Origin of the sequence: Anaerostipes hominis (ex Lee et al. 2021) (assembly GCF_002270485.1) — a bacterium.
Classification (GTDB): domain Bacteria; phylum Bacillota; class Clostridia; order Lachnospirales; family Lachnospiraceae; genus Anaerostipes; species Anaerostipes hominis.
The window spans coordinates 427,595-451,683 of the sequence record NZ_NQOG01000001.1; the positions used below are offsets into that span (position 1 = coordinate 427,595).

Annotated in this window: 28 protein-coding genes; 7 read left to right on the plus strand and 21 right to left on the minus strand. The window is 43.6% G+C overall.

Annotated features, from left to right (window positions below):
- Positions 1 to 11 precede the first annotated feature (11 nt).
- Positions 12 to 581: a GerMN domain-containing protein gene (locus CI597_RS02090; protein WP_235824517.1), complete on the minus strand. Its 570-nt coding sequence runs from the start codon at positions 579 to 581 to the stop codon at positions 12 to 14.
- A 119-nt stretch (positions 582 to 700) separates the two neighbouring features.
- On the opposite strand from CI597_RS02090, the gene CI597_RS02095 reads away from it, so the two are divergent.
- The 3 genes from CI597_RS02095 to CI597_RS02105 all read left to right on the plus strand — a co-directional run bounded on the left by CI597_RS02095 (position 701) and on the right by CI597_RS02105 (position 4,722).
- Positions 701 to 2,056 (plus strand): UDP-N-acetylmuramoyl-tripeptide--D-alanyl-D-alanine ligase, encoded by a 1,356-nt coding sequence (locus CI597_RS02095; RefSeq protein ID WP_024726543.1) that lies wholly within the window; start codon positions 701 to 703, stop codon positions 2,054 to 2,056.
- A 410-nt stretch (positions 2,057 to 2,466) separates the two neighbouring features.
- Complete coding sequence (locus CI597_RS02100; protein ID WP_024726542.1) at positions 2,467 to 3,855, plus strand: uracil-xanthine permease family protein; 1,389 nt, start codon at positions 2,467 to 2,469, stop codon at positions 3,853 to 3,855.
- A 24-nt stretch (positions 3,856 to 3,879) separates the two neighbouring features.
- Entirely contained in the window at positions 3,880 to 4,722 is an 843-nt protein-coding gene (locus CI597_RS02105; RefSeq protein WP_024726541.1) for an MBL fold metallo-hydrolase, read from the plus strand.
- A gap of 49 nt (positions 4,723 to 4,771) precedes the next feature.
- Here the strand turns inward: CI597_RS02105 and rhaD are convergent, their stop codons facing one another.
- From rhaD to CI597_RS02165, 12 genes are all read right to left on the minus strand, one after another.
- Entirely contained in the window at positions 4,772 to 5,560 is a 789-nt protein-coding gene (gene rhaD / locus CI597_RS02110; protein WP_009290588.1) for a rhamnulose-1-phosphate aldolase, read from the minus strand.
- The gene (dhaL, locus tag CI597_RS02115; RefSeq protein ID WP_198959568.1) at positions 5,557 to 6,201 is read right to left on the minus strand and encodes a dihydroxyacetone kinase subunit DhaL; all 645 of its coding nucleotides are present in this window, start codon (positions 6,199 to 6,201) and stop codon (positions 5,557 to 5,559) included. Before dhaL ends, rhaD begins: the two co-directional genes overlap by 4 nt.
- Positions 6,202 to 6,205: 4 nt before the next feature.
- Positions 6,206 to 7,210, minus strand: coding sequence for a dihydroxyacetone kinase subunit DhaK (locus CI597_RS02120; RefSeq protein WP_009290586.1), 1,005 nt, complete (start codon positions 7,208 to 7,210; stop codon positions 6,206 to 6,208).
- Entirely contained in the window at positions 7,207 to 7,416 is a 210-nt protein-coding gene (locus CI597_RS02125) for a hypothetical protein (RefSeq protein WP_009290585.1), read from the minus strand. Before CI597_RS02125 ends, CI597_RS02120 begins: the two co-directional genes overlap by 4 nt.
- Before the next feature lie 26 nt (positions 7,417 to 7,442).
- Positions 7,443 to 8,807: a PTS galactitol transporter subunit IIC gene (locus CI597_RS02130; protein ID WP_009290584.1), complete on the minus strand. Its 1,365-nt coding sequence runs from the start codon at positions 8,805 to 8,807 to the stop codon at positions 7,443 to 7,445.
- A gap of 24 nt (positions 8,808 to 8,831) precedes the next feature.
- Positions 8,832 to 9,122, minus strand: coding sequence for a PTS sugar transporter subunit IIB (locus tag CI597_RS02135; protein WP_009290583.1), 291 nt, complete (start codon positions 9,120 to 9,122; stop codon positions 8,832 to 8,834).
- A gap of 16 nt (positions 9,123 to 9,138) precedes the next feature.
- Positions 9,139 to 9,600, minus strand: a complete 462-nt coding sequence (locus tag CI597_RS02140) for a PTS sugar transporter subunit IIA (RefSeq protein WP_024726540.1) — start codon at positions 9,598 to 9,600, stop codon at positions 9,139 to 9,141.
- 18 nt (positions 9,601 to 9,618) lie between these two features.
- The gene (locus CI597_RS02145; protein WP_024726539.1) at positions 9,619 to 10,635 is read right to left on the minus strand and encodes an alcohol dehydrogenase catalytic domain-containing protein; all 1,017 of its coding nucleotides are present in this window, start codon (positions 10,633 to 10,635) and stop codon (positions 9,619 to 9,621) included.
- Between the two features lie 84 nt (positions 10,636 to 10,719).
- Positions 10,720 to 12,768 carry a BglG family transcription antiterminator gene (locus tag CI597_RS02150; RefSeq protein ID WP_024726538.1) on the minus strand — a complete coding sequence of 683 codons (2,049 nt, stop codon included), beginning with the start codon at positions 12,766 to 12,768 and terminating at the stop codon, positions 10,720 to 10,722.
- A gap of 169 nt (positions 12,769 to 12,937) precedes the next feature.
- Positions 12,938 to 14,308: a sodium-dependent transporter gene (locus CI597_RS02155; protein WP_024726537.1), complete on the minus strand. Its 1,371-nt coding sequence runs from the start codon at positions 14,306 to 14,308 to the stop codon at positions 12,938 to 12,940.
- A 2-nt stretch (positions 14,309 to 14,310) separates the two neighbouring features.
- Positions 14,311 to 15,672 (minus strand): HAMP domain-containing sensor histidine kinase, encoded by a 1,362-nt coding sequence (locus CI597_RS02160; RefSeq protein WP_024726536.1) that lies wholly within the window; start codon positions 15,670 to 15,672, stop codon positions 14,311 to 14,313.
- Positions 15,669 to 16,343, minus strand: a complete 675-nt coding sequence (locus CI597_RS02165) for a response regulator transcription factor (RefSeq protein WP_024726535.1) — start codon at positions 16,341 to 16,343, stop codon at positions 15,669 to 15,671. Before CI597_RS02165 ends, CI597_RS02160 begins: the two co-directional genes overlap by 4 nt.
- Positions 16,344 to 16,464: 121 nt before the next feature.
- On the opposite strand from CI597_RS02165, the gene CI597_RS02170 reads away from it, so the two are divergent.
- The 4 genes from CI597_RS02170 (at position 16,465) to CI597_RS02185 (ending at position 18,642) form a co-directional block, all read left to right on the plus strand.
- Complete coding sequence (locus CI597_RS02170) at positions 16,465 to 16,941, plus strand: entericidin EcnA/B family protein (protein ID WP_024726534.1); 477 nt, start codon at positions 16,465 to 16,467, stop codon at positions 16,939 to 16,941.
- Between the two features lie 111 nt (positions 16,942 to 17,052).
- Positions 17,053 to 17,703 (plus strand): Ig-like domain-containing protein, encoded by a 651-nt coding sequence (locus CI597_RS02175; protein ID WP_024726533.1) that lies wholly within the window; start codon positions 17,053 to 17,055, stop codon positions 17,701 to 17,703.
- Positions 17,704 to 17,722: 19 nt separating this feature from the next.
- The gene (locus CI597_RS02180; RefSeq protein WP_024726532.1) at positions 17,723 to 18,397 is read left to right on the plus strand and encodes an Ig-like domain-containing protein; all 675 of its coding nucleotides are present in this window, start codon (positions 17,723 to 17,725) and stop codon (positions 18,395 to 18,397) included.
- Between the two features lie 71 nt (positions 18,398 to 18,468).
- A complete protein-coding gene (locus CI597_RS02185; protein ID WP_022261054.1) occupies positions 18,469 to 18,642 on the plus strand; it encodes a YdeI/OmpD-associated family protein in 174 nt (57 codons plus the stop codon).
- 872 nt (positions 18,643 to 19,514) lie between these two features.
- Here the strand turns inward: CI597_RS02185 and CI597_RS02200 are convergent.
- Genes CI597_RS02200 through CI597_RS02230 form a run of 8 tightly spaced genes read right to left on the minus strand, consistent with a single transcriptional unit; the run spans position 19,515 to position 24,081 of the window.
- Positions 19,515 to 19,994 (minus strand): hypothetical protein, encoded by a 480-nt coding sequence (locus tag CI597_RS02200; RefSeq protein WP_024726530.1) that lies wholly within the window; start codon positions 19,992 to 19,994, stop codon positions 19,515 to 19,517.
- A 31-nt stretch (positions 19,995 to 20,025) separates the two neighbouring features.
- A complete protein-coding gene (locus tag CI597_RS17685; RefSeq protein WP_143266056.1) occupies positions 20,026 to 20,250 on the minus strand; it encodes a hypothetical protein in 225 nt (74 codons plus the stop codon).
- Positions 20,251 to 20,295: 45 nt separating this feature from the next.
- Positions 20,296 to 20,508, minus strand: coding sequence for a hypothetical protein (locus CI597_RS02205; protein WP_024726529.1), 213 nt, complete (start codon positions 20,506 to 20,508; stop codon positions 20,296 to 20,298).
- A 2-nt stretch (positions 20,509 to 20,510) separates the two neighbouring features.
- A complete protein-coding gene (locus CI597_RS02210; protein WP_024726528.1) occupies positions 20,511 to 20,720 on the minus strand; it encodes a hypothetical protein in 210 nt (69 codons plus the stop codon).
- 57 nt (positions 20,721 to 20,777) lie between these two features.
- Positions 20,778 to 21,806: a phage baseplate protein gene (locus CI597_RS02215; protein ID WP_024726527.1), complete on the minus strand. Its 1,029-nt coding sequence runs from the start codon at positions 21,804 to 21,806 to the stop codon at positions 20,778 to 20,780.
- Positions 21,807 to 21,816: 10 nt separating this feature from the next.
- Positions 21,817 to 22,410: a putative phage tail protein gene (locus CI597_RS02220; RefSeq protein ID WP_024726526.1), complete on the minus strand. Its 594-nt coding sequence runs from the start codon at positions 22,408 to 22,410 to the stop codon at positions 21,817 to 21,819.
- A gap of 9 nt (positions 22,411 to 22,419) precedes the next feature.
- Complete coding sequence (locus CI597_RS02225; protein ID WP_024726525.1) at positions 22,420 to 23,595, minus strand: baseplate J/gp47 family protein; 1,176 nt, start codon at positions 23,593 to 23,595, stop codon at positions 22,420 to 22,422.
- Positions 23,596 to 23,610: 15 nt separating this feature from the next.
- The gene (locus CI597_RS02230) at positions 23,611 to 24,081 is read right to left on the minus strand and encodes a DUF2634 domain-containing protein (RefSeq protein ID WP_024726524.1); all 471 of its coding nucleotides are present in this window, start codon (positions 24,079 to 24,081) and stop codon (positions 23,611 to 23,613) included.
- Between the last annotated feature and the right edge of the window lie 8 nt (positions 24,082 to 24,089).

Below are 24,089 nucleotides of genomic sequence, written 5' to 3' on the forward strand. Positions count from 1 at the left end.
CTCTCCTGTACTTATTCTTCACCCGGTCTCTGAGGCTCATCGTAAATATTATGTCCAGTCTCCAGGACCTTCCCCTCCACCGTAAACTTCATTGACTTTGTGCCAAGATTCTCACAGATGGTCTTTGTCACTGCCTGAACTGTCAGCACTTCACCGGAGCTGCCCATCCTGCGCAGGGTCTTTTCAAATGTATTATTAAAGTCGACGTAGGCTGTCTGCTTCTTGATCTGGAAAGAGTTGATCTTCGTCCCCTCTTCCAGGGTTCCCATCTTGATCATCTCTTTCAGCAGCTTCTGCGCCGTCACATCCTGGATCTTTACCTTTCCCTGGATCAATGTCTCCACATTGTCATCCGGCGCATAGATGGTACACTCTTTTACAACCGGCTTCTTTGATTCTGCCGTTGTGGCTGCGGCTTTTTTCCCTGTTGTCTTTTTCTTTGCCGTGGTCTTTTCTGCCTCAGTGGAAGCTTTTGTGGCCTTTTCTGTTGCCTTCTTTGTATTATCATTACTGCATCCGGCTAATCCCGCTGCAGCAGCCACAGCCAGCAGTCCGGCAAATATCAGTTTTTTCTTTCTCATAACGTGTCCTCCTTCGGTTGATCGAACAACAATTCTATACAGATATATAGATTTTACCACAAAACCATTTCCTGTGCTATAATGCTAAGGAAAAGATAAGAAGATAAAGGAGTAAGATTATGGAACATATGACCATTCAGGATATTTTAGCTGCAACCGGCGGCACCCTTCTGTGCGGCGATTCTTCTATGCCGATCAAACGCATAAGCACAGACTCCAGAACAGTGGGGCCGGATACCTTGTTTGTACCCATCATCGGTGAACGGGTAAACGCACATAAATTTATCGACAGCGCCCTGAAAGACGGCGGAGCTGCTCTGACTCAGGAACATGACCACGCAGAAGGTCCGCATCCATTTATCAGGGTGCCGGATACCTTAAAGGCCATGCAGCAGATCGCATCTTATTATAGAAATAAAATGTCCCTTCCGATCATCGGAATTACAGGAAGTGTTGGAAAAACCACGACCCGCGAGATGATCGCCCATGTGCTGAAGGGCAAATACCGTGTGTTTGAGACCATTGGAAACCAGAACAGCCAGGTCGGTGTGCCCTTGACCCTGGACCGCCTCACATCAAAGGATGAGATCGGAGTGCTGGAGATGGGTATGAGTGAACCGGGACAGATTACGATTCTCGGAGAGATCATTCGCCCAAATGCTGCGGTAGTCACAAATGTAGGTGTCTCCCATATTGAACAGATGGGAAGCCGGGACAATATCTGCCGTGAAAAACTGGATATCCAGAACGGTCTGGCCAAAAACGGCGTACTGTACTTAAACGGCGACAATGATATGATCCGAAAACATATCGGTTATGTGACACATTCATATAAATTTTTTGGATTTTCAGAAGACTGCTCCTATCGTGCTGAGGAAGTAGAAGAGATCAATGGTCAGACCCATTTTACTTTCGTCCATGAAGATATGAGGGAACCAATCATTTTAAATGTTCTTGGGGATCACAATGTCTCCAACGCCCTTGCCGCAATCGCCCTGGGCCTTGCCTATGATGTTCCGATGGAAACGATCAAACGGCAGCTTGCCACATTTTCCGGACAGCGCCAGAACATTCTCAAAATGCATGGATACACGGTCATTGATGACGCCTACAATGCCAGTCCCGATTCTATGAAAGCAGGTCTTAAAATTTTATCAGATTATCAGGACAGTGGAAGAAAAGTCGCGGTTCTGTCCGATATGCTGGAGCTGGGACCAGATTCTCCGGATTACCACAGGGAAGTCGGCGAATTCCTGGGCACGGCAGATATTACGGATCTATACATCACGGGAACCCTTTCCAAAGAATATGCAAAAGCTGCACAAAAAAAGAATCCCTCACTAAAAACGAAATGGTTCGCTTCCAATCATGATCTGATATCTTATTTAAAGAATTATCTATCAGAACATGATGTAGTACTGATCAAAGCATCCAATGGGATGAAGCTGTATGAAGTGGCAAAAGCCCTTGACTAAGAAAAATTTTGACGGATGCAAAAATGAAAGGCCTTCCACCTGGCGATGGAAGGCCTTTCATTATACCAAAATACACTTAATGTGTGAGAGAGGGTTATCTCTAATTCAAGGGAGGGAACCTTGAATTTAGATTTATTATACATCATATTTCAGATTTTTGTGCGTCAATGTAATAAGTGGCTGTTTTATTGTCATGAAAACTTTTACTGACCCTTATTTTTCCTTTTTTATTACCGTTTATCTTATATTTTCCCCGTTTATTTTTTATGGATTCTTCTGTGATGCGTCTTTTTTTGACATTCTTCGTCTGCTGTGCTACTTTAAATAGGCAAACCGGAGAAGATTCCCTCAGGGAAGAGAAAATTGTCCTCCGGTTTTCTTCATTATCTAATATTAAAAAGGAGATTTATATGAAAAACCAATCATTTTCGTCCGCTCATGATCTGGAAGGAAGAATTCCCTTTCCCCAGGCTGTCCTTTTAGGACTGCAGCATGTCCTGGCAATGTTTGCAGGAAATCTGACTCCGATCATCCTGATCGCCGGCGCCTGCGGCATCGGTGCAGGCAGCCCTCTTCAGGTATCTATCTTACAAAATGCCATGCTGGTAGCCGGCCTCGTAACCTTTGTACAGCTGTTCACCATTGGACCAGTGGGTGCCCGCCTTCCGGTCGTCATGGGTACCAGCTCCGGGTTTATCGGAGTGTGTTCCGGGGTGGCAGCCTCTATGGGCGGCGGAGTGGCAGCATACGGAGCCATTCTGGGAGCGAGCATCATCGGCGGCCTGTTTGAAGGGGTTCTGGGATTTTTCTTAAAGCCCCTGCGAAAGTTTTTTCCGTCTGTGGTCACCGGTACAGTGGTCATGGCCATCGGTCTGTCTCTGATCTCTGTGGGGATCAATTCTTTCGGAGGCGGCTCCGGAGCTGGGGATTTCGGTTCCCTCCCGAACCTTTTTGTGGGAGCTGTGGTACTGATTGTGATCGTTGTCTTAAAGCATTTCACAAAAGGTGTAACCAGCAGTTCCTCTATTCTGATCGGTGTTATTGTGGGCTACATTCTCTGCGCTGTCATGAGCCTGTTTCTGCCCACTACCTATACAAATGCAGAGGGTGCCGTGCAGACAGCTTCCTGGGTTTTAAATTGGGATAAAGTGGCCGATGCCGGCTGGTTCTCTCTTCCTAAGCTCATGCCCGTCAAGATCGTATTTGACCTGAAGGCTATCATACCGATCGCCATTATGTTTATCGTGACTTCTGTTGAGACGATAGGCGATATTTCCGGCATCACAGAGGGAGGATTGTCCAGAGAAGCCACCGATAAAGAACTCTCCGGCGGCGTGATCTGTGACGGTTTGGGATCTTCCTTCGCTTCTGTTTTCGGAGTGCTCCCAAATACATCCTTTAGTCAGAACGTAGGTCTTGTGGGAATGACAAAGGTTGTCAACTTATATTCTATTTCCATGGGCGCAGGCTTCCTTGTAATCTGCGGACTGTTTCCCAAACTGGCGGCATTGGTCTCCATCATGCCCCAGTCCGTGCTCGGCGGAGCTGCGGTTATGATGTTCGCTTCCATCGTAGTCAGCGGAATCCAGCTGATCACCAAGGATGGAGTAAGCAACCGGATTGTAACCATCGTATCTGTGGCATTAGGACTCGGCTATGGGCTCGGCGCCAACTCCCAGGCTCTGGCAAATCTCCCTCAGGCGGTTCAGCTGATCTTCGGCGGCTCCGGGATCGTTCCCGCGGCTCTGGTTGCTATCGTCTTAAATGTAGCGATACCAAAAGAAAAATCAGACAATTAACCACCATTTCAGGAGGAAGATCACATGAAAGTCACGACTCTCATTGAAAATCAGGCTCCGGACTCTCTGTGCAGAGAACACGGGCTGGCAATACATATTGAGTATAAAGGGAAAAACTATCTTCTGGATACCGGTGCCTCCGGACAATTTGCAGAAAATGCGCACCGGCTGGGCATCTGTCTTTCCGATGTGGATGCGGCGTTTCTCTCCCACGCTCATTACGATCACTCCGGCGGGTACCGGGAATTCTTCTCCGAGAATTCAAAAGCGGTGCTTTATCTTCAAAAGGCTGTCAGAGAAAATTGTTATTCTAAATTCCTGCTGTACAGACAATACATCGGTGTACCGAAGGGTGTTCTTAAGAACTATCGAAACCGTCTCAGGTTTATGTCCGGCACAGTGGAAACAGAGCCAGGCGTCTGGACGGTCTCACACAGCATTCCCAGACTTTCGGAGAGAGGCCGCCGCGGGCACATGTATATTAAGGCAAAAAACAGTTTCAGGCCTGATGATTTCAGCCACGAACAGAGTCTCGTCTTTGAACGTGAACATGATCTTATGCTGTTCAACAGCTGCTGCCATGCGGGTGTTGTTTCTATCGTTGATGAAGTCAATCATGCCCTGAAGGCAACGGGTAAGAAAGTCTCTTATGTATTCGGCGGTTTTCACACCATGGGACTCCGGGGTCCGGGCAGTATGAGCGGTCGGCCGGAAGACATCCAAGCGCTGGGAAGACATCTTCTCAATCGGGGTATCTCCTGTGTGTATACCGGCCACTGCACGGGTATTCCCGCTTTCCGCATATTGAAAAAAACAATGAAAGAAAAAGTGCGCTATATGAAAACAGGCAGCGTCATCAGATTATAGGTAAACATTTGAGAAAAGGAAGATGCATTCTTGCGCATCTTCCTTTTCTTTACCAGAGCTGAAATGCTTCAGCCAGCTTTCTGACTTGTTCTTCCGAGATTCCTCTTTGTATCTTTCCCCCGTTCAGCAGATAAACCTGAGCGTTTTTTTCCACCGTCTCTATCAGACCTATTGTATCTTCAAAAGACTTTCCTGCCGCAAAAATTCCATGATATGGCCAGAGCACCACCCGGTACTGCTCCATTTTCTTTGCCGTGGCTGGTCCGATTTCTCCTTCTCCGCACACCATCCACGGGAGCATGCCGAGCCCTTCCGGAAACACAAGCACACACTCAGAGTTCAGACTCCACATGGTTTTCGTAAATGCCTGCTCTTCTGTCTCATGGGCAAAGGTCATCGCGATAGTGTGGGTCGGGTGACAGTGCATGATCAGTTTATTGTTTGCATCGGACTGTAATCTTGCCCGGTGGCACAGCATATGAGCCGGAAATTCACTGGTCGGCCGGTTTCTTCCCTCGTCGAACCCCCAGAGCACGCTAAGTTTTCCGTCATCAATCCTTATAATTCCCAGGTCTTTCCTAGGATGTTTATGAATTGTTCTGAAAAAGGCTCCTGCCCTGGTCACAAGAAAATATTTTCCGCTCAGCCCGCCGGTGTCAAATTTTATCGGTATGCTGTTCAAAATGTTACTCTGGGACAGCCATGTATTCACCTCATCCTCTGAGAGCAGGTACGAAAGATTTCCAGCATGGTTTTCTCCCCATCCTGCCTCCCAGAAATATCGGCATGACTCCACTGCCTCTTCCATAAACGGTGCCTTCATCACTCTGTCCGTCATTGTTTACCTCCCTGTAAAGACCTTGTATATTCATACATACTCTGAAATATGATAGAAACAGAAACCGCTCCCGCATCCTCATAGCCCAGAGACCGCTCTCCCAAAAACTTCGCTCTCCCAAATTTGGCAGTATAGTTTTTTGTATTTTCTGCTCCCTCGGCAGCTACTTTCCATGCAGTCTTTAACAGCTCCTCAATTTCTCTTTCTTCAGATTCCTCCATGGCCCTTACTGCGGGAGCAAGGGCATCAATCATCGTCTTATCGCCTTCATCGGCTCCTCCGGCAGACTTAATTCTTTTAAGACCGCTTTCACACATTCCCCTCAGCAGTTCAGCATCCAGCTTTTCCTGCTCTGGCTGCTTTAAAATACCTAGAAAAATGGCCGAGAAAATAACTCCCGAAGCGCCTCCCATGGAATTCATCATCGCCATGCCGAGACCTCCGAAGATCTCACGGATTGTCTGCGGCTGCTCTTCGGCCAGGAACTTCTTCACCGCCGTAAATCCCCGCTCGATCCCCATACCGTGATCCCCGTCTCCGGTTTTTCCGTCGATCTCACACAGCAGATCTTTTTTCCCTATCATTTGATCCGCCACATAGTTCATCATTTCCGATACATTGGCGGCGTTCATCTCCTTCATCTTCTTACCCGTCCTTTCCATACTTTTGGGTATAACACCGTGTACAGGCCGGCTGATCATACAGCCGTTTCAGCTCCTCATCCAATATAAATAAGGAGACAGACGCACCGGCCATTTCCAGTGAAGTACAGTACTTTCCGACAATGTTGTCATATAAGATGACTCCTGCTTCTTTTAACAGCTCACATGCCTTTTTGTTAATGATGTAAAGTTCCAGATCAGTTGTGGCTGCCATTCCATTTACAAGAAGCACTGCCTCCCTGCCTTTCAGATCTCCAAATTCTTCTTTAAGATCGCCAATCATTTTTTCTGTCAGTTCATCCGCAGATACGAGTGACTCTCTGGAAATCCCCGGTTCGCCATGAATCCCCATGCCGTACTCATATTCCTCTTCTCCCAGTTCAAAATTCGGTGGATTTCCGGGAATAGAACACGGAGTTATTGCGATTCCGATGGTTCGCACATGCTCATTGGCTCTCTCTGCTGCTTCTTTCACCTCTTCAAGAGAATATCCGAGTTCTGCCGCGGCCCCTGCTGCCTTGGCAACAAACAGAATGCCTGCCACTCCCCGCCTTCCCTTCTTATCCTCCTTTGGGGCAGAGGCAATATCATCATTGACAATGACATGGGAGACTTTCACTCCCTCCATCGATGCCAGGTCCTCCGCCACATCAAAGTTCATGGTATCTCCGGCATAATTCCAGATCAGACATAAAACGCCCTTCCCCTGATCTGCCGCCTTGATCGTTTCCTTGATCGTGTATGGATCAGGAGAAGCAAAAACATTCCCCACTGCCGCTCCGGTAAGCATTCCTTTTCCGACCAGTCCGGAGAGCATTGGTTCATGACCGCTGCCTCCACCAGATACAATGGCTGTTTTCCCATTCCTCTCTTTTGAAATAATTCCGCACGCATCCGGCACTTTTTCATATAAATCTCCATTGGCGTATAACAGTCCCTGTAAACTTTCCTCCACCACTTTCAGAGGATCGTTGATGATTTTCTTCATTTTCTCATCCTCCGTTCTTTTCTCATTTTCTTACCCTCATAAAATTCTCCGAAACCGGCATCTTCATAAAAATAAGTCAACAGGATAGCCAGCACAAAACAGCAGCCGCTCAAAAACAGATCCCACGCAAATACGCTTACCACAAGAAACAAAGTATCCACCAGGGCCAGGACCGCAAACAATATTTTCTTGCTCCTCTTACTCATAAAAACAAATCTCCTTTTTCTCCGCACTATGCCTCGGTCTTAATGCCGAGTTCTTTGGCAAATTCCATATCTTCTCTCTTAATGGATTTAAAATAGTAAACTGCCAGCGGAATGGTGACGACAAGTATGACAATGGCAATGATGTTTTTTTCAGATGCCGCCGCAAAAACCCAGCGAAGTTCTGATATATCGATGCCGAACCATGCAAGCATCTGTCCCTTCGGCACGGATGCCCCGCCGGTGATCTGTGCAAGCTTTGTAAAATGCGGCGCAAAATAAGAAGCCACATACAGATGAAGCGGAAGGCCGATCAACGTACCGATCGCCATTTTCAGCATATTTCCCATAGTAAGATAAAACAGCGGAACGATCAGACAGATATCCATCAGTCCTCCGAATGGGAGCACGATATTTCCCGGCAGAAAGATTGCATAGATGAAGATTACCGGGATCGCAAGGATCATCATCAGCCAGTGTTCGGAACGGCCTGCCATAACCGGCCAGTCCATTCCGATGGAAATATCTCTTCCATGGAACTTCTTCTTCATAAATTCTGTCGCCCCATTGCTCACCGGTGTCAGAGCGGTCATGAAAAGTTTCGCCACCATAGGGAACAGCGTCAGCGCTGTACCTGCCTGTACGCCAAGAGTCAGCACTTCTTTATAGTCATAGCCTCCGAAAATCCCAATAAAACATCCTACAATGAATCCCATGATGTGATTCTCACCAAAGATTCCGATCTTGTCCCGGATCTTCTGGGCATCGATGTTCATGCTGTCCGGAATAATTTTGTCCAGAAAATGAGTGAGCGGATAGTAATAAATGCCTGCCAGGAACATCGGATGCGGCATGGAGATCCCCGGTATTCCGGTGAGTTTCTGAAGCCGGTATTTTGTGCAGTCTGCATTTTTCAGTTCAAATACACACTGTATAATGGCACAGGCAAACCCGATTGCCGGATTTCCGCTTACATAAGCCACAAGAAACGCTGTACATACCTTATTTCCCACGTTCCACATATCCACATTCAGACAGTTTGTAAAACCGACTGCCAGTAGAAGAATATTGATTCCAATCTGCACCGGGAACATGAGGAATGCATACTCCCATGTCCAGCAAAGACCGAGTGCCGGTGCCCATCCCATATCCAGCGCCTTCAACTGGACACCTGTATTTTGCACGAATGCCTGAGCTGCCGCGCCGACACTGTCTGTCATCAATGACATCACATGATTCATTCCTACTAAAGCCACACCCAGAGTAAGACCTGCTGAAAATGCCTTGGTAGGTTTCATTCCTAATATGATTCCGATCAGTGTAATGACGATTGGTAAAAATACACTGGCTCCTAAGTCTACTAATCCCTGAAAGACAGTCTGTAATATATCCATAGTTTTCCTCCTCTTTTTCTTTTGCTATTTTCTGAATTCCTCTAAAATCTTCTGTAATTCTTCCTCTGCCCCCATCCCTGTAATAAACGGGACTCCGTTAAAGGTAGGAAGATCAAATTCTTTTTCTCCTTCTCCGCAGATGGACACATAAATGTCCGCTACTTTTTCATACTGAGGCATAGAATTTATATTGATAGCTTCAATGCGGAACTCTGACGGACTGATCCCGTTCTTTTCTAAAAGATCCGCAAGTTTTACCGCACAAGTCTGGGAAGTTGCAACCCCTCCCCCGCATGCTACAACGATTGTCTTCATAATAATATCTCCTTCCTCAAAGATCTGCCGCCTCATAGACGACCTGATAGATTTTCTCTGCAGTTTCTGCTTCTCTCAGCTTTTTCAATACTTCCCTGTCGCTGAACATCCCTATGATCTTCTGAAGTATCTTTAAATGAGCCTCCGGATCTTTTAATGCCAGCATAAAGACCATTTCAACGTCCAATGTATTTTTTTTATTTCCCATCTCGTGAAACGGAATCGGGTTTTCCAGACGGGCAATACTGATGCAGGCCTCATTTACATGGGCGCTGTCCGTATGGGGCATGGCGATCAGCAGCCCATCTGTGTGAAGTCCGGTAGGATATTTTTCTTCCCGCTCTTTTAACGCCGCCACATAGCTGTTTTTTGTAATACCTTCCTTCTCAAGTCTTCCTCCCATGATCTCAAAAAGCATATCCCTGCTTTTTGCCCGCAGATGATCATAGATGTAATCTTTCCTTAATAAAGTCTCCATTGCTTCTCCCCTGTCTTCTCAGTAAACAATACAGTTTTTAATGACCTTTCCTGCCGCATGTTCCCTTATGGCTGCCTCTGTCTCTTCGATCGGATACTCATGTTCTACAAAATCCTCTGCCTTTATGGCTCCCATTTTCAGTAGTTCAAATGCCGCATTTACATGGATTGGTGTCGTATGGAAAACGCCTTTGATCGTGATCTGCTCATAGTGCATTCTTGTACAGTCAATATTGACTGTGGTATCTTTTTTCGTGCCTCCAAAGCAGAGCACCTGGCCTCCTGCTCTCACCTGGCGGAAAGCGGTCTCCCAGACAGCCGGAAGACCTGCCGCCTCGATAGCCACATCCACACCTCTGGAGTCTTCTGTCAAATCCCTCACCGCCTGAATCTGATCCTGCTCCTCAATATTGATTGTCTCGGCTGCTCCAAGCTTTGCCGCCAGAGAAAGACGGTTCGGCTGCATATCGCAGGCGATCACCCTGGCCCCTCTTAAATAAGCCAGACGGATAAACATCAGCCCAATCGGTCCGCAGCCATTGACTACTACCGTGTCTCCCAGTTCAATTTCTACATTTGAGATCCCATACACCGCGCATGACAGCGGTTCTGTCAGAGCCGCCTGTTTGTAGTCCATATCATCCGGCAGCTTAAACATAGTCTCTTCCACGATATTTTTCGGAATCAGCTGATACTCTCCGTAAGCCCCAAGATTGGACGGCAGATCCGCACACATGGAGTGCTGGCCCTTTTTACACCAGTAACATTTATGGCATGGAGCCGTATTATGGGCCACCACCCTGTCTCCGACTTTAAATTTCGTAACGCCTTCGCCTACTGCCACGACATCTCCGGAAGCCTCATGCCCGATCAGATGCGGCGTCTGGTATCTGTATCCTCTCATGAACATTTTGCAGTCGGTACCGCATGTCAGGGTCACTTTGTTTTTTACGACTACTTCCCCCGGCCCTGGTTCCGGCACCGGTGCATCCTCTACTCTGATATCCTCAATTCCATAATAAACAACTCTCTTCATCTTTCTTCCTCCTGATAATGAAATTAATTTGCTGCTTCTATACCGGGCCGTCGCCCGAAATCTGCCTGCAGATGAAACACGAATTTAACAATACGTTTTTATAATCTCTCTGATTTCTTCTTTGCTGCCTGCTTCAGCGATCCTTCTGACATCTCTTTCACTCTCCGATAGTTTTGCCAGCTGCAAAATAGCTTTTAAATGCTTCTTTTCATCCACCGGGGACAGCATAACAAACAAATGGATATTGAGACCGCCGAATAAAACCCCCTCTTTTACAGTTACAAGTGAAAGTCCCACTCTCTTTGTGTCTTTATCCGGCATCGCGTGGGGCACTGCAATTCTTCCTCCGAAAATAATATGTACCGAATTGTCGTGATACTGGGCAAGAACTCTTTTTACATATCTCTCTTCTGCATTCCCGTGGCCGATCAGCGGTCCGGAAGCCATCTGCATGACCTCTCTCCAGCCTTCTGCCCGGTCTGTTTGGATAATATATTCGTCACTCAGAAAATCCATCAGACTGAGGTCTTCCTGATCCTCTGAGTCTCCGAATCCTGTATCTGAAATTCTGGAAGAAAAATATTTCTTCAGATCTTTTAGCAGCTGCATTTCATTTCTTATCATGCCGTGCTGTTTTATAATCCTCAGCACTTCCTCCAAGTCATAGTCTGCCACTGCGATTCCATATACTTCTTCCATTACCTGCCGTCTCAACTGCCTCCGCTCTTTCTGTGAAAGCACCGGTTCCACCACAAAGAGCTTCTTTTCTGTGTTGAGATAAACCGATGAAAAAACAAACTCATACCTGCTTTCCTCCCACTCTTCAAACTCTCTCACCGATATTGCATCCAGAAAAATAAATTCGGGGAACAAATCCTTCAGGGCACTGTGCATGATCTTGGAAACTGTGATCCCGTTGGGACACACGACCAGAGCCCTCGGTTTTTCGGTAATCTTTGTACCCTGCCGCCGAAACCAGCTGGCCATGAACAGCGTCAAAAATTTAAGTTCTGCATCCGGAACCCTGCTGCCGATCAGCTGTTCCACCGGTCCGATACATCCTCTCATGATCGTATGTATTTCTTTTAGTTCCTCCTGATACATCTCTATGTTGACAATATCCAGCAGGTTTCCTGATAGTGTCAGGTTATATTTCATTCGGTAGTAAGCGGGCTTCATGTGTTTGAGAAGCATCTCTTTTAACTCTTCTCTCTCCTTAAATACCACACAGGTTTTATTCTCAAAGTCATGTACCATCTCTTCAATTGCATCCCGGATCACAGAAACTTTTTCTTCTGACAAAATCCCCAGTTCAGATATATTTGCGGACAACAGCATAAGAGCGATAAAAAACCGTTCCTGCCTGGGTACTTTCCCAAGCTCCGCCAGCAATTCGTTGGCCATGGCATATTCCTTCGTATCAGTCAATTCCTCATAAAGCATTTCTGCCTCATCCAAATATTTGCCGTCCTTAATTCTACGGCATACCAGAGCCAGACAGTACGGACTGGAATCCATTTTCTCGTCTGTAAACGTTACGCCCAGTTTTCTCTCAATGGTCTCCAGCCAATCCCGGTATTTCTGCACCTGGTCTTCCTTAAGTCTCCCGAGTTTCCGCACCAGCTGCCTGCCGTCCAGAAGGCAGATCAGCTGTCCTGCCATATCGATCAAAAGCTTTCGTTTCTCAAACTCTTTTCCATCTATGATATACCCCTGCTGCCTTGTATACTTTAACTTTGATCCATAGTCCGCAAAAAGCTGCTGGACCGCCTTTAAATCACTCAGCACCGTATTTTTACTGACTTTCAGTTCAGAAATAAAATGCTGCAGTGAGAGATCACTCTGTGTCAGGATCATAAATGCTATGATCTGTACCCTCTCTGTCTCGGAATAAAAGTAATCCTTCTTTTGCCGGAGTACTTCTCTGATCTCTTTTCCGACTTCCAGATTTCCATTTCGCTTTTTCTTTACAGGCGGTATATTCTGCTCCGCCAAATACGCGTTGATCTTTTTCAGACTGTAATCCATCTGCCGCCTGGTCAGACGAAATTTCTCTTCAATCTCACCGGAATTTTTTCGAAATCCTGCGGCAAGATCCCTGAGAATTGCACTGCTTCTCTCGTCCAGATACATATCGCATTCCCTCCTTACAAACTCATTGTATTGTACGTAATACATGAATTCAATTTCATTTCATCCCACTTTTTGTTCAGTTTGTACAATGAAATTGGGATGAATACCAAAAAAGCACGAAAATAAAGGGCCTTGGATAATTCCAAGACCCTTTTGATATTCTGCCTTTTTATTTAAATTTGTCAATGTAACCCTGTATAAATATAAAAATAACGATCAGCGGAAGAATAAATGTAACATATTTTCTCGTCCATTCCGGATATTTAATTCCTTTTCCCGCATTGGCCTCTTCACTGAAGTTCTTCCATCCCCAGCCGTATTTTGTCACACAGAACAGAAGATACACTAAAGATCCCAGTGGAAGAATATTGTTGCTCACAATAAAATCCTCCAGATCCTGAATCGTACTGTTCGCCCCAAAAGGCATGATATGGCTCCACACATTAAAGCCCAGTGCACACGGAAGCGACAGTATGGTGATCAGTATCCCATTGAAAACACTCGCTTTCTTGACTGTCCAGCCCCATAAATCCTGTGCAAAAGAAATGATATTCTGAAACACTGCTATGATTGTCGACAGCGCCGCAAAGGACATAAACAGGAAGAACAGGGCTCCCCATATCCTGGCACCCGGCATCTCGTTAAATACATTCGGCAGTGTGATAAATACCAGGTTTGGTCCGCTGTCCGGCCGCACTCCGAAAGCAAAGCAGGCCGGAAAGATAATCAGTCCTGACATAAGAGCTACAAGTGTATCCAATACGGCCACGCTGACAGCTTCTCCTGTCAGACGGTAAGACCGGTCAATATAGCTTCCGAAAATTGCGATAGCTCCGATCCCAAGGCTCAGCGTAAAGAACGCCTGTCCCATAGCCGCAGAGACTACTTTCATGATTCCCTGCTCCTTCATGGCCTGGAAATCCGGCACAAGATAGAATGCAAGCCCTTTTGAGGCCCCCGGAAGTGTGACTGCTCTTATGACCAGCACAAGAATAACCACAAATAAACAAGACATCATGACTGTAGTAATCTTTTCCACACCATTCTGAAGCCCCAGAGAACAGATTAAAAATCCAACAATAATGACAACCAGCATCCAGAAAATCAGCACTTCCGGCTTTGATAAAAGTTCTCCGAACACAGCCTCAACCTGTTTCGGATTTTTACCCACAAAATCGCCTTTCAGCATCTTGAAGAAATAACTGATCATCCATCCTGCCACAGTCGTATAAAACATCATCAGCAGATAGTTTCCTGCCATTCCGAAATAGCTGTACCAATGCCACTTTGTTCCCTCGGGCTCCAATGTCTGAAACGAAGTTGCGATACTTTTCTGGCTGGCACGCCCCACTGAAAACTCCATGACCATGATCGGCAGTCCCAGCGCAAATAAGAAAAACAAATATACCAATACGAAGGCAGCTCCCCCGTACTGTCCGGTTACAAACGGAAACCTCCACACATTCCCGATTCCTATGGCGCATCCTGCCGATATTAAGATAAATCCAATCCTCGACGAAAACTTTTCTCTCTTTTCCATAATTACTTTTCCTTTAATTCAAAGATAAATTCTGAACCTTCTCCTTCCTTACTTTTTACCCAAATCTGTCCTTCATGTATCCTGACAATCCATCTTACCATAGACAGGCCCAGACCGGTACCCCTGACTTGATTTTGGCTGTTCCTGCTCCTGTCAGCGCGGTAAAAACGGTTCCATATCTTGTCTAAATGTTCCGCTCCGATGCCCTGTCCGTCATCCTTCACTATTCCCCGGATTTTCCCGTCTTTTTTGAACAGCGATACTTTCACTATTCCATTTCTCTTTCCATAGTCAATGGAATTCTCCACCAGATTAATCAGCATCCTGGTCAGAAGCATCTGGTCCCCTTCTGCTGTAAGTCCAGGTTCAATCTCACTCAACAAATGTATCCTTTTTTCATCGGCTCTTTTTGACAGCTCCTCCAGTGTCATTTCTGCCAGCATACTCATATCCACAGGCTCAAACTGGAAATTCTCTTTTCCTCTCTCGCTCCGGGCAATCATCAAAAGCTGTGAGATAAGATCCGACATTTTCTTAGCCTGCCGGAGAACAATCTGAATCTCATGTTTCTGTTCATTACTGAGTGTATCTTCCTCCAGGGCATATTCACACTGTGCTATGATCACAGAAACCGGAGTCCTTAGTTCGTGGGAGACATCGGAAGTAAACTGTTTTTCATCCTCAAATGATGCTTCCAGACGGTCAAACATTTCATTGAACGTACATGTCAGCTGACGCATTTCATCTTCCGATTTTGGCTCCGGGAGACGTTTTGACAAATCCGCACCGCTGCTGATGTCCCCTGCGGTAGTACATATATCATCTACCGGCTTTAGAGCTTTCTTCGTCATCATGTATCCGATCAGCCCAATGGCCAGAATCAGGAGCGGATATACAGCTAAAAAGGCCAGCAGAACCATATGCATAATCTGTTCCATGCCATGTATAGAAACGATCCCTCTGATCCAGATGGCCTTTCCTGTACCGTACTGATAAGCGGCGTCATAGATCATCCACTGCTTGCTTCCCTTCTCTATGTTTCGGACTTCATGAGACTGAAGCTTTGTTTCTTTCGGAAACTCCACGGGCATACTGCCGTGCAGCAGCCTTCCTTCCTGATCATAGATACAAAACATGACGCCGTCGTCATAATAGTCTACCTCCGGGTCCAGATAATAGGTTCCGTTCTGGAACTCTATATCGTGAGCAAAGTCGGCTACCATTCCCTGAAGATCTTCCTCTGTCTTGGACAGTTCCAGCTGATTGATAAATATGAAAACCCCTGCAAATACTGCTGCCAGCACGACAGCGATCATCCCTGTATACCAAAGGGTAACTCTTTTTTTAATCGAAAATCGTCTCATACTTCTTTCCTCAGAACGTATCCAACGCCTCTCACCGTGTGGATCAGCTTACAGCCAAATCCTTCATCAATCTTCTTCCTCAGATAACGGATGTAGACATCCACCACATTAGATCCGCCCTCAAAATTATAGTTCCATGCATGCTGTTCAATCTGATCCCTGGACAGCACAATATTCTGATTTCTCAGCATATATTCAAGGACCATAAATTCTTTGCTGGAAAGAGATATCTTTTTATCTGCACGGGTAACTTCCTTTGATTCACAGTCCAGGACCAGGTCATCAATCGTCAGCCGGTTAGAAACCAGGGCCGGTTTCCTCCGCATCATGACCCGCACCCTGGCCATAAGTTCTTCAAACGAAAAAGGTTTTACAAGGTAGTCGTCGGCTCCAAGGTCCAGGCCCTTCACGCGGTCTTCAATGCCGTCTCTTGCAGTCAGAAACAATACCGGCGTGTCGCTGCCCTCTCTCCGGATCTTTCTCAGCAGTTCCAGTCCGTCAAGTCCAGGAAGCATAATATCCAGAATTATGCCGTCATAATCTGCCATGGAGATATAATCCAGTGCATCCAGGCCGTTTCCGCAGTCATCTACGGTATAATGCTCTTTCTTCAGTTTCTTTTTTAAGATGCTTCTTAAATCCCCTTCGTCTTCCACAATTAACAGGCGCATGTCATACCTCCATATGGAACTATTATAATATAAATGTAATTTTATGAAAATGTTTTAATTTAATTTTAATAATCGGGAACTATAATAAAGTTATCAAAAATATAAGAAAGGAGATTTTATTATGAAAATTAAAATAACAGCCATATTAGCCTGCCTTACATTTGTATTCTTATTTGCAGGATGCCAGAGTACCCCGAAGGATCAGGCCGAATCAACTACCACACAGGATATCGCCACAACAGCGAAGGGAACTGAAAAAGCCACTGAAAAGTCAACAGCGACTCAGACAACCACTTCCGACACACCTGATTTCAGCAAATATGAGACAAAAATCTCAAAGATTACAAAGAAAATCCAGGCGGCAAAACCCGCTTCCAACGCTTCCAAAAATCAGGATAAATTTTATAGCTTAAAGAAAGAACTGGATGCGATCGACCATGAACTTGATACTCTGGATGACGATTACGAGCATCAATATGATACCGGAAAACTCTCTGCCGAAAAATATAAAGACATCGAGCGCAAGATTGACGCTCTCGAAGACAAACTTGATTTTGCAGAAGATTCTTTAGAAAACAAGTTCGGTATTGATGATTAACAGCTGAATTTAATTTTAAATATCTCAGGCCTGCTTCCTGTCAGCATACGAGGCAGGCCGGAAGATATTTATCACTGCAAACGTATTTAATGACGAAGGAGGTAAAAAGCCATGAAAATCAAAAAAATTTTGTTAATGTTTATGGGATTCATGATGGGACTTTCCCTTTCCCTGTCCCCTGCAGTAATCCATGCAGACAGCGATGACCCGAAACCCACTTCTATCCGAAAACTCAACTATAAAAAGAGGACTGTCAGAGTCGGGCAGAAATTTGAATTGAAGGCTTATGCCAGACCATATGATTATGATGACGATCAGCTCATCTGGTCTACCGGCAACAAAAAAATCGTAAAAATTATCAGCAAAGACCGCAGAGACGATGATATTACATTAAAAGCCATGAAAACCGGAAAAGTAAAGATCACCTGCCGCATCCGCGGAACAAAGAAAAAGAAAACCTGTACAGTAACCGTAAAGAAAAAAGTGAAAAAGAAATACATAAAACCGACAAAGATCAAACTGGATGATAAACGGATGGATGTAGACGTGAATGATACTGAGGATATTGATTATAAGGTATATCCAAAAAAAGCTACGAACAAAAAAGTAACCTTCCGTTCCAGCAACACAAAAATAGCAACAGTAAACTCCCGGGGTGATGTAAGAGGAATCCGCCCGGGCAGAACAAAGATCACACTGACATGTAAAGCAAATCCGAAAGTAAAAGCTTATGTATATGTTATTGTAGAATATGACGATTAAAGATTCATGGGAGGAAAATATGAAAATTAAAAAATTACTGCCTGCTGTACTGGCAGCATTGTTAAGTCTGACGGTCATTATGTCACCGCTCAGCATCCATGCCGACGAAGATGATCCAAAACCGACCTCTATAAGAAGGCTGAATTACTCTAAGAAGACCCTGCGGGTAGGACAAAAATTTGAGCTGGAAGCCTACGCGCGCCCTTCTGACTACGACGATGACCAGCTGATCTGGTCTACCAGCAACAAAAAAATTGTGAAGATCGTAAGCAGAGACCGCAGAGATGATGACATCACTGTAAAAGCAGTGAAAACCGGAAAAGCTAAAATCACCTGCCGTATCCGGGGTACAAAGAAGAAAAAGACCTGTACTATCACGGTAAAGAAAAAAGCAAAAAAGAAGTATACAAAGCCAACCAGAATCTGGGTGGAAGACCGCTACACCGATGTAGATGTTCATGATTGGGAAGACATCGAATACAAGGTTTATCCCCGGACTGCCACAAACAAAAAGGTAACGTTTTCTTCCAGCAACAAAAAAGTTGCGACTGTCAATTCCAAAGGTTATATCTATGGCAAAAAACCTGGAAGAGCAACCATCACGCTGACTTGCAAAGATAACCCGAAGGTAAAAGCCTATGTCCACGTCTATGTGGAATGGGACGACGACGATGATTATGACGATTACGACTGATTGCAATGCATAAAATGTTATTTCCGTATTTTTTGTCTGATTCCGGTCATACTATTTCTGAGGTGATGACTATGAGAAATGAAGATATTCCAATTGGCTTTACGATGGAACTGGCACAGCACGAAAATGCCCTGTCTGCATTTTCTTCGCTGACTTCTGACCAACAGCGTCAGGTCATCGACGGTGCCAAACAGATGAAGACCCGGCAGGAAATGCGGAATTATGTTGAAAACCAATTCAAATAAAAAAGGCCAGGAAACAAAATCAAATTTTTGTTTCCTGGTCTTTTTATTTTCCTGTCACTGTTTTACAAACTCAAGACTTTTCATCACATAGTTAATCTTGATCTTATCGTTCCAATACCCTGCGAGAGCCACCGGAAACCATCTAACTAACACATTCACAATGAGAGTTACGATGAGAAGCTTCTTCTTGTTCTGATAAGACTGTACCAGGTCTGCGGATAGATTTTTTACTTTTTCCGCCTGTACAAACCTTAAAATAATAACGACTACACTATAAACGGCTCCAAACCAGACAAACCAATAACTTAATGCTAACCATGCATAGAAAAGTGTTACAACACTCCAAAAGATACCGGTATTCCGCTTTTTCCTGCTCAGGAACAGACGAAATTACTGGTCCTTTTCATTTAAAGCCTCCAGCTTTAAGCCGCACCATTCGCGGTACAGAGCATCCTCCCTGTTCTCTTTGCCGCAATTATGACAAATTATCTCTATCCCTCCGAATCATTGTATTGTTGTAACTAAATTATAACACAGAATTTACAGCTGAGATATTCTGATATGCACTTTCTAACGATTCCGCTAGAATATTACAAAGCTCATCAGATATTTCTTCTTTTTGTTCTTTTAACACATTAAAATCAATACTATTCTTCTCTCTTTCATTTTTTGTATCTGAAATTGTGATGTTTTTAACAGAGACTGATACTTTTTGTTTATTTTTTTATTAGAAGAATTACTTCGTTGGTTATCTTGGGAGTTCTCTGAAGCTCCCAAGATATCACCTGCCTGCTTCCACAGTTCAAGTCCTCGATCTTTCTTCTTCCCACTTAAAGGAATAATCACTTCAGGTCCGTCCTCACCAACCCAGCTCAATATTGGACCCGAAACAAAACTTCCATTTGCATTTTTTTGATTCTTTTAAAAAACCCAAAATGTTTTTTAATAAAGTTCTCTGCACCTCTCACTCGTTTTGTCCAATAGTTTTTAACATTGTTTTTCTGCCTTTTTATCAAACGGTCAAAATATAATATGGATTTATTTGTCTGACTTTTTGTCGGTCTGGATATTGCCTGCTGCCTTTTAGTGAAATTTTTCTCTTGATATCTTGCATTATTATTTATTTCTGCAGTTTTTCTCCACATTCCACTTTTTTGATAGGAAGATTCAAATCTTTTTTGGGAGCGCCGAATGATATCCAACCCTGTTCTTTTCTTTCCGCCATACTGATCCAGATTGCTCTGAATGAACTTTGGACTGAGTGTATCAAATCGTACCCCTTTCAATTGCTTCTTCTGATTATTTTTTGCCTCATTCATAGCTTGCTGCCCTTGTTTTGTCTTTGCCCACACCGGCGCCTCATCATAAGCTTTTCCCATCCATTCAGTAAAATAGTAACTTGCTAATCCGGCTAAATTTTGTAAGATTCAATCCTTTTTCTATAGCTCCAATCATTGAATAATTTGAAGCACCTGTAATATATCCTGGTTCAACTACTTTATTGGAAGACCTATATTTTCTTCTATATTTCATTCTCTGATATTCTCCCATCATATATGATGGAATAGTATTTGGTGTTTGCATTAACTCTATTTCCCAGTCTTCCATTGATAATCCCTCCTTTTTCCAAAAAAGAAGGAGCTTCTGCTCCTTCTAAATTTGTATACATATGTCTTCTTCCAGCTTTTTTGCTATTTCCTCTGCTTTCTCAGGTTTCCACCTTTTTACGATTTCATAAAAAACCTCTCTTGTCGCTAAGGCCGGGAAAATATCCAACCGTACTTTAAGATTTTTTTCCTCTTTAAGGTAAATATTAATAACAGACTGTTTTATAGAATGAGCTGTTGAATGATAATATTCAACCATTACTATTTCTTTCCCTGTATTTTTGCTCTCGTTTCTCTAATTAATATATCCACACACAAAACAGAATAAATCAGCAGAAACACTCCTAACAGCATATTTTTGATTCCTATGTGATATATAAAAATACTGACTGCAATAGTACAAAGCGATAGTATAATAACGGTGTTGCTATTATCATTATTCCAATAATATTCCTCATCCTGAATGCTCATAATCTTTTCTCCTGTAACAATCCGTTTACTTTTTAATCATTATATCACATATTTTGACTAAGCTGTTCTTCTCCAAAAATATACACAAATATAAGGCGGAAGATTCTTCCCTTCACCACTTTCTCCCTTCGCATCTGTCTGATGCCATGGAATCCAATGCTGATGCTTTCCACCATATGTCACAGACCCCCATGTTGTTGTTTTATTTCCGGAAGAATTCCATCTGGCATAGTTATCACCCTTTGCCGTAGCTTTATCATAAAAGTGTACATTTGTTACAGAATGGTTATGATAACCGCCTTCATTACAGTTAAATCCTTGAATACCATGATTGTGACTGACAGCCACTGCATTTTTCTGTCCCCCAGATTTTTGTGCACTGTTAAAATATCCGTCATTTTCATCAACCCCGAATAATGTTCGTCCATTTCCGAACCTTTCCCATTTTCCTCCAAGGAAAGCAGATGGATTGACATTTGTTACACTGGTATAAATACTTCCAACCGGATAAATCTGTTCGAGAAACTGCTGGAATAGTTGATCTGTCTCTTTTTTTGTATACTTATCATTATAGATTCCCTTTTCTTCTACGGAAACATGACATTCCTGATTGTCTCTATGTTTTGCGAATGTTTCAGAGGAAACAAAACCTGCTGGTTCCATTTTTATTTCAGGATATTCATCTCCTCCGCTTTTAAAATCAAATTTCCATGATATAGTATAACCTTTGCTCTCATCTTTTGCAGGAATTACTTTTGCTTCGGTCGCCTGTGCAAGGCAATAAAGTATTTCTCCTTCGTCCGGATCCTCTGCGTAAAAACCAATCTGCCATAAATCATAACGTTCTGTAATTTTTAAATTATCCAGCATAACCAATACTGATGTAACATTACCTGATGTATCTACGCCTTGGACAGAAAGCTTATCTTTCATCTGAAGAACTTCTGTTTGATACCGCAGATCCGGTACTTCTGCTTTCCCTGCTCCTGCCTCTACTCTTGTAAACTTTAAAGTGTTCCCATTATAAAGTTTTGCATGAAGATCCTTCCCTTTATTTGTAATCACTGTATTTCCCCAAATATTCATTTTATTCCCCCTACCTTGTAATTTCTGCATCGAGGTAAAGTACTGTTACCTCATAATGTTCATGTTCAGATATAGCACATCCGCAGTATATATTTACAACTGCCTGTATCAGCTCTGAGACTCTGATTTCATAAGTTAAATGAGCTGGCTTTACTTTGTCTATAAACTCCTTTGCTCCTGTTAAATCCTGCGTATATCCGCGAACAAGCACATCAAAGTTATTTTTCTCTGTATTCTCTTCAATTTGAACTTGATATCCGGTAAGCGCAGAGAGAGCATTTTCCATCTGTCTGGGATTATGATAATTCTTTCTTATCTTATCCATAATATTTTGTCTTCTTTTTTCTTCCGGCAGATGAGGCGCCTCTATCTCTCCATATTGTTCCTCCCAATATTTCAATGCCCACTGATCAGCTGTCTGAATGACTGTCTCATCTCTCAAATTCTGTATAAAGTCGTCAAGTTTGTCCAATTCTCTCCCAATTATCTGGAACAGCCACAGGCAAACATAGCTTTCTCCATATACAGGGCTTATTTCATCAATAATTTTTTGTGCCTGCTCACTTTTTAGTATCTTTTTCATCAACTCAGTTCTATTCGACATAATTACCTCCTAACCCTGGCTGGTTTCATCCATTAGTTGAAAATCTGCATTTTCAAGAAAAGGAATACTGAGTGCTTCAACCTGAACATTTGCTGTTCCTCCATTCAGCTTTAATCCTGAATAATCATATACTCCCGGAATATCCCCAAGGATATTTCCAATCTGCGTATATCTTATTTTCCCTTCCTCAACCACTTTCTTAAGGTAATCCTGAATAGATGCTTTAAACTTTGTTTGCAGCTCATCAATTGTAATGTCCTCTAATTCTACATTTGCTTCAACTGTAATATTTTGTTTCTGAGGAGGTTTTACCTCCACTATGGCATTGACAGGTGCTAAACGTTTTTCAGGATCATCTGTACCCATAATATAGTCCTTTACTCGTGTACAGAGATCTTGTTCTGCCGGATTTCCTGATGCATCTGTAACAACAATCTTTACTATCCCGCTGCTGTCCTTTGCTTCAATCACATGTACAGATCCCACGCCGTCCACAGATTCAGCCCACCTCTTGTAATCACTTATATTTCCCACAAAGGATATTCCTTGTGACTGATCATATTCCATAATTCTTTCTCTTAGACTGTCATCATCTTCTTCCCCATATCCGCCTGAAATCGGAACATAATTTGTTACCCCGGTGATACCTTCTTTTGTGCTCTGCTGCAAAACGATTGTGTTTACAGCACTATTTCCGATGGTCCCCGCTTCTACACATTGTATTGGTACTTCTACACTCCCTAATTCAGGGATTCGAGCTTCTTCCAGTGTCTCATATTCCTTTGCATCTTCACCATTGATTTCTTCTGTAGTAAAAACACTTCCGGACTCAATCACCGTACCCGGTGTTCCGGTAATTGTTAAGATACCTTCCGCATTTGCAGCTTCTTTCCGTTCCAATCCCCTTGTCTCTGCGTGGTAGTCCAGGTAAATCCCCTCTGCAAATCTTGGCCAAATCAGCTTTAATGCCTCAATCAGTTCAAACTGTTTCATTCTTGATATTTCCATTGCTGTCGGTCTTGTGAGGTCATAAATATATCCTCCTTCTGACACGTCAATGTCATTAGGCAGTTCTCCCAGCATTGTATTATGAATTTCTTCTTCGCTTCCTTCTTCTAAAAACTCGGGAATCTGAAAATCATCCTCATCTGTCTCTTCAATCATTTCTAAAATTTCTTCATCCATCACAATCTCTCCTTTTTAATATTCCATTTTAGTATTAATTGTAATATTGCTGGAATCCATCCCGGTAATATTACATGTTACAATTAAAGAATCCTCTTCCTGCCACTGAAATTCCACAGATTCCACTACCTCAGTCCTACCGTACGGATCTGCTTCCAGCGCTTCCTTAATTTCTGTTCTTAAAATATTTTCGGATTCTTCTCTGGATTCAGCCTGAAAAGCTGCCTCCATATCAATTCCGATATCATCGCTGTAAGTCAGACATGAGTAGCGCTGGGTTTTCAATATTTTCATGCACCACTGAATCCACGCCTCAATACCACTGCTTTCTACAATTTTTCCAGTTCCGTCTCTTTTCAGATCTCCTGTCTCCTCATCAAAAAAAATACTTTTTTTGTATCCGGGACGGTCTTCTGTCAGTTCATCTTCCAGCTGATCCAGCTCATCTTCTTCTATATCCAAATCTTCCGGGAATACATTTTCCATATTTCCAC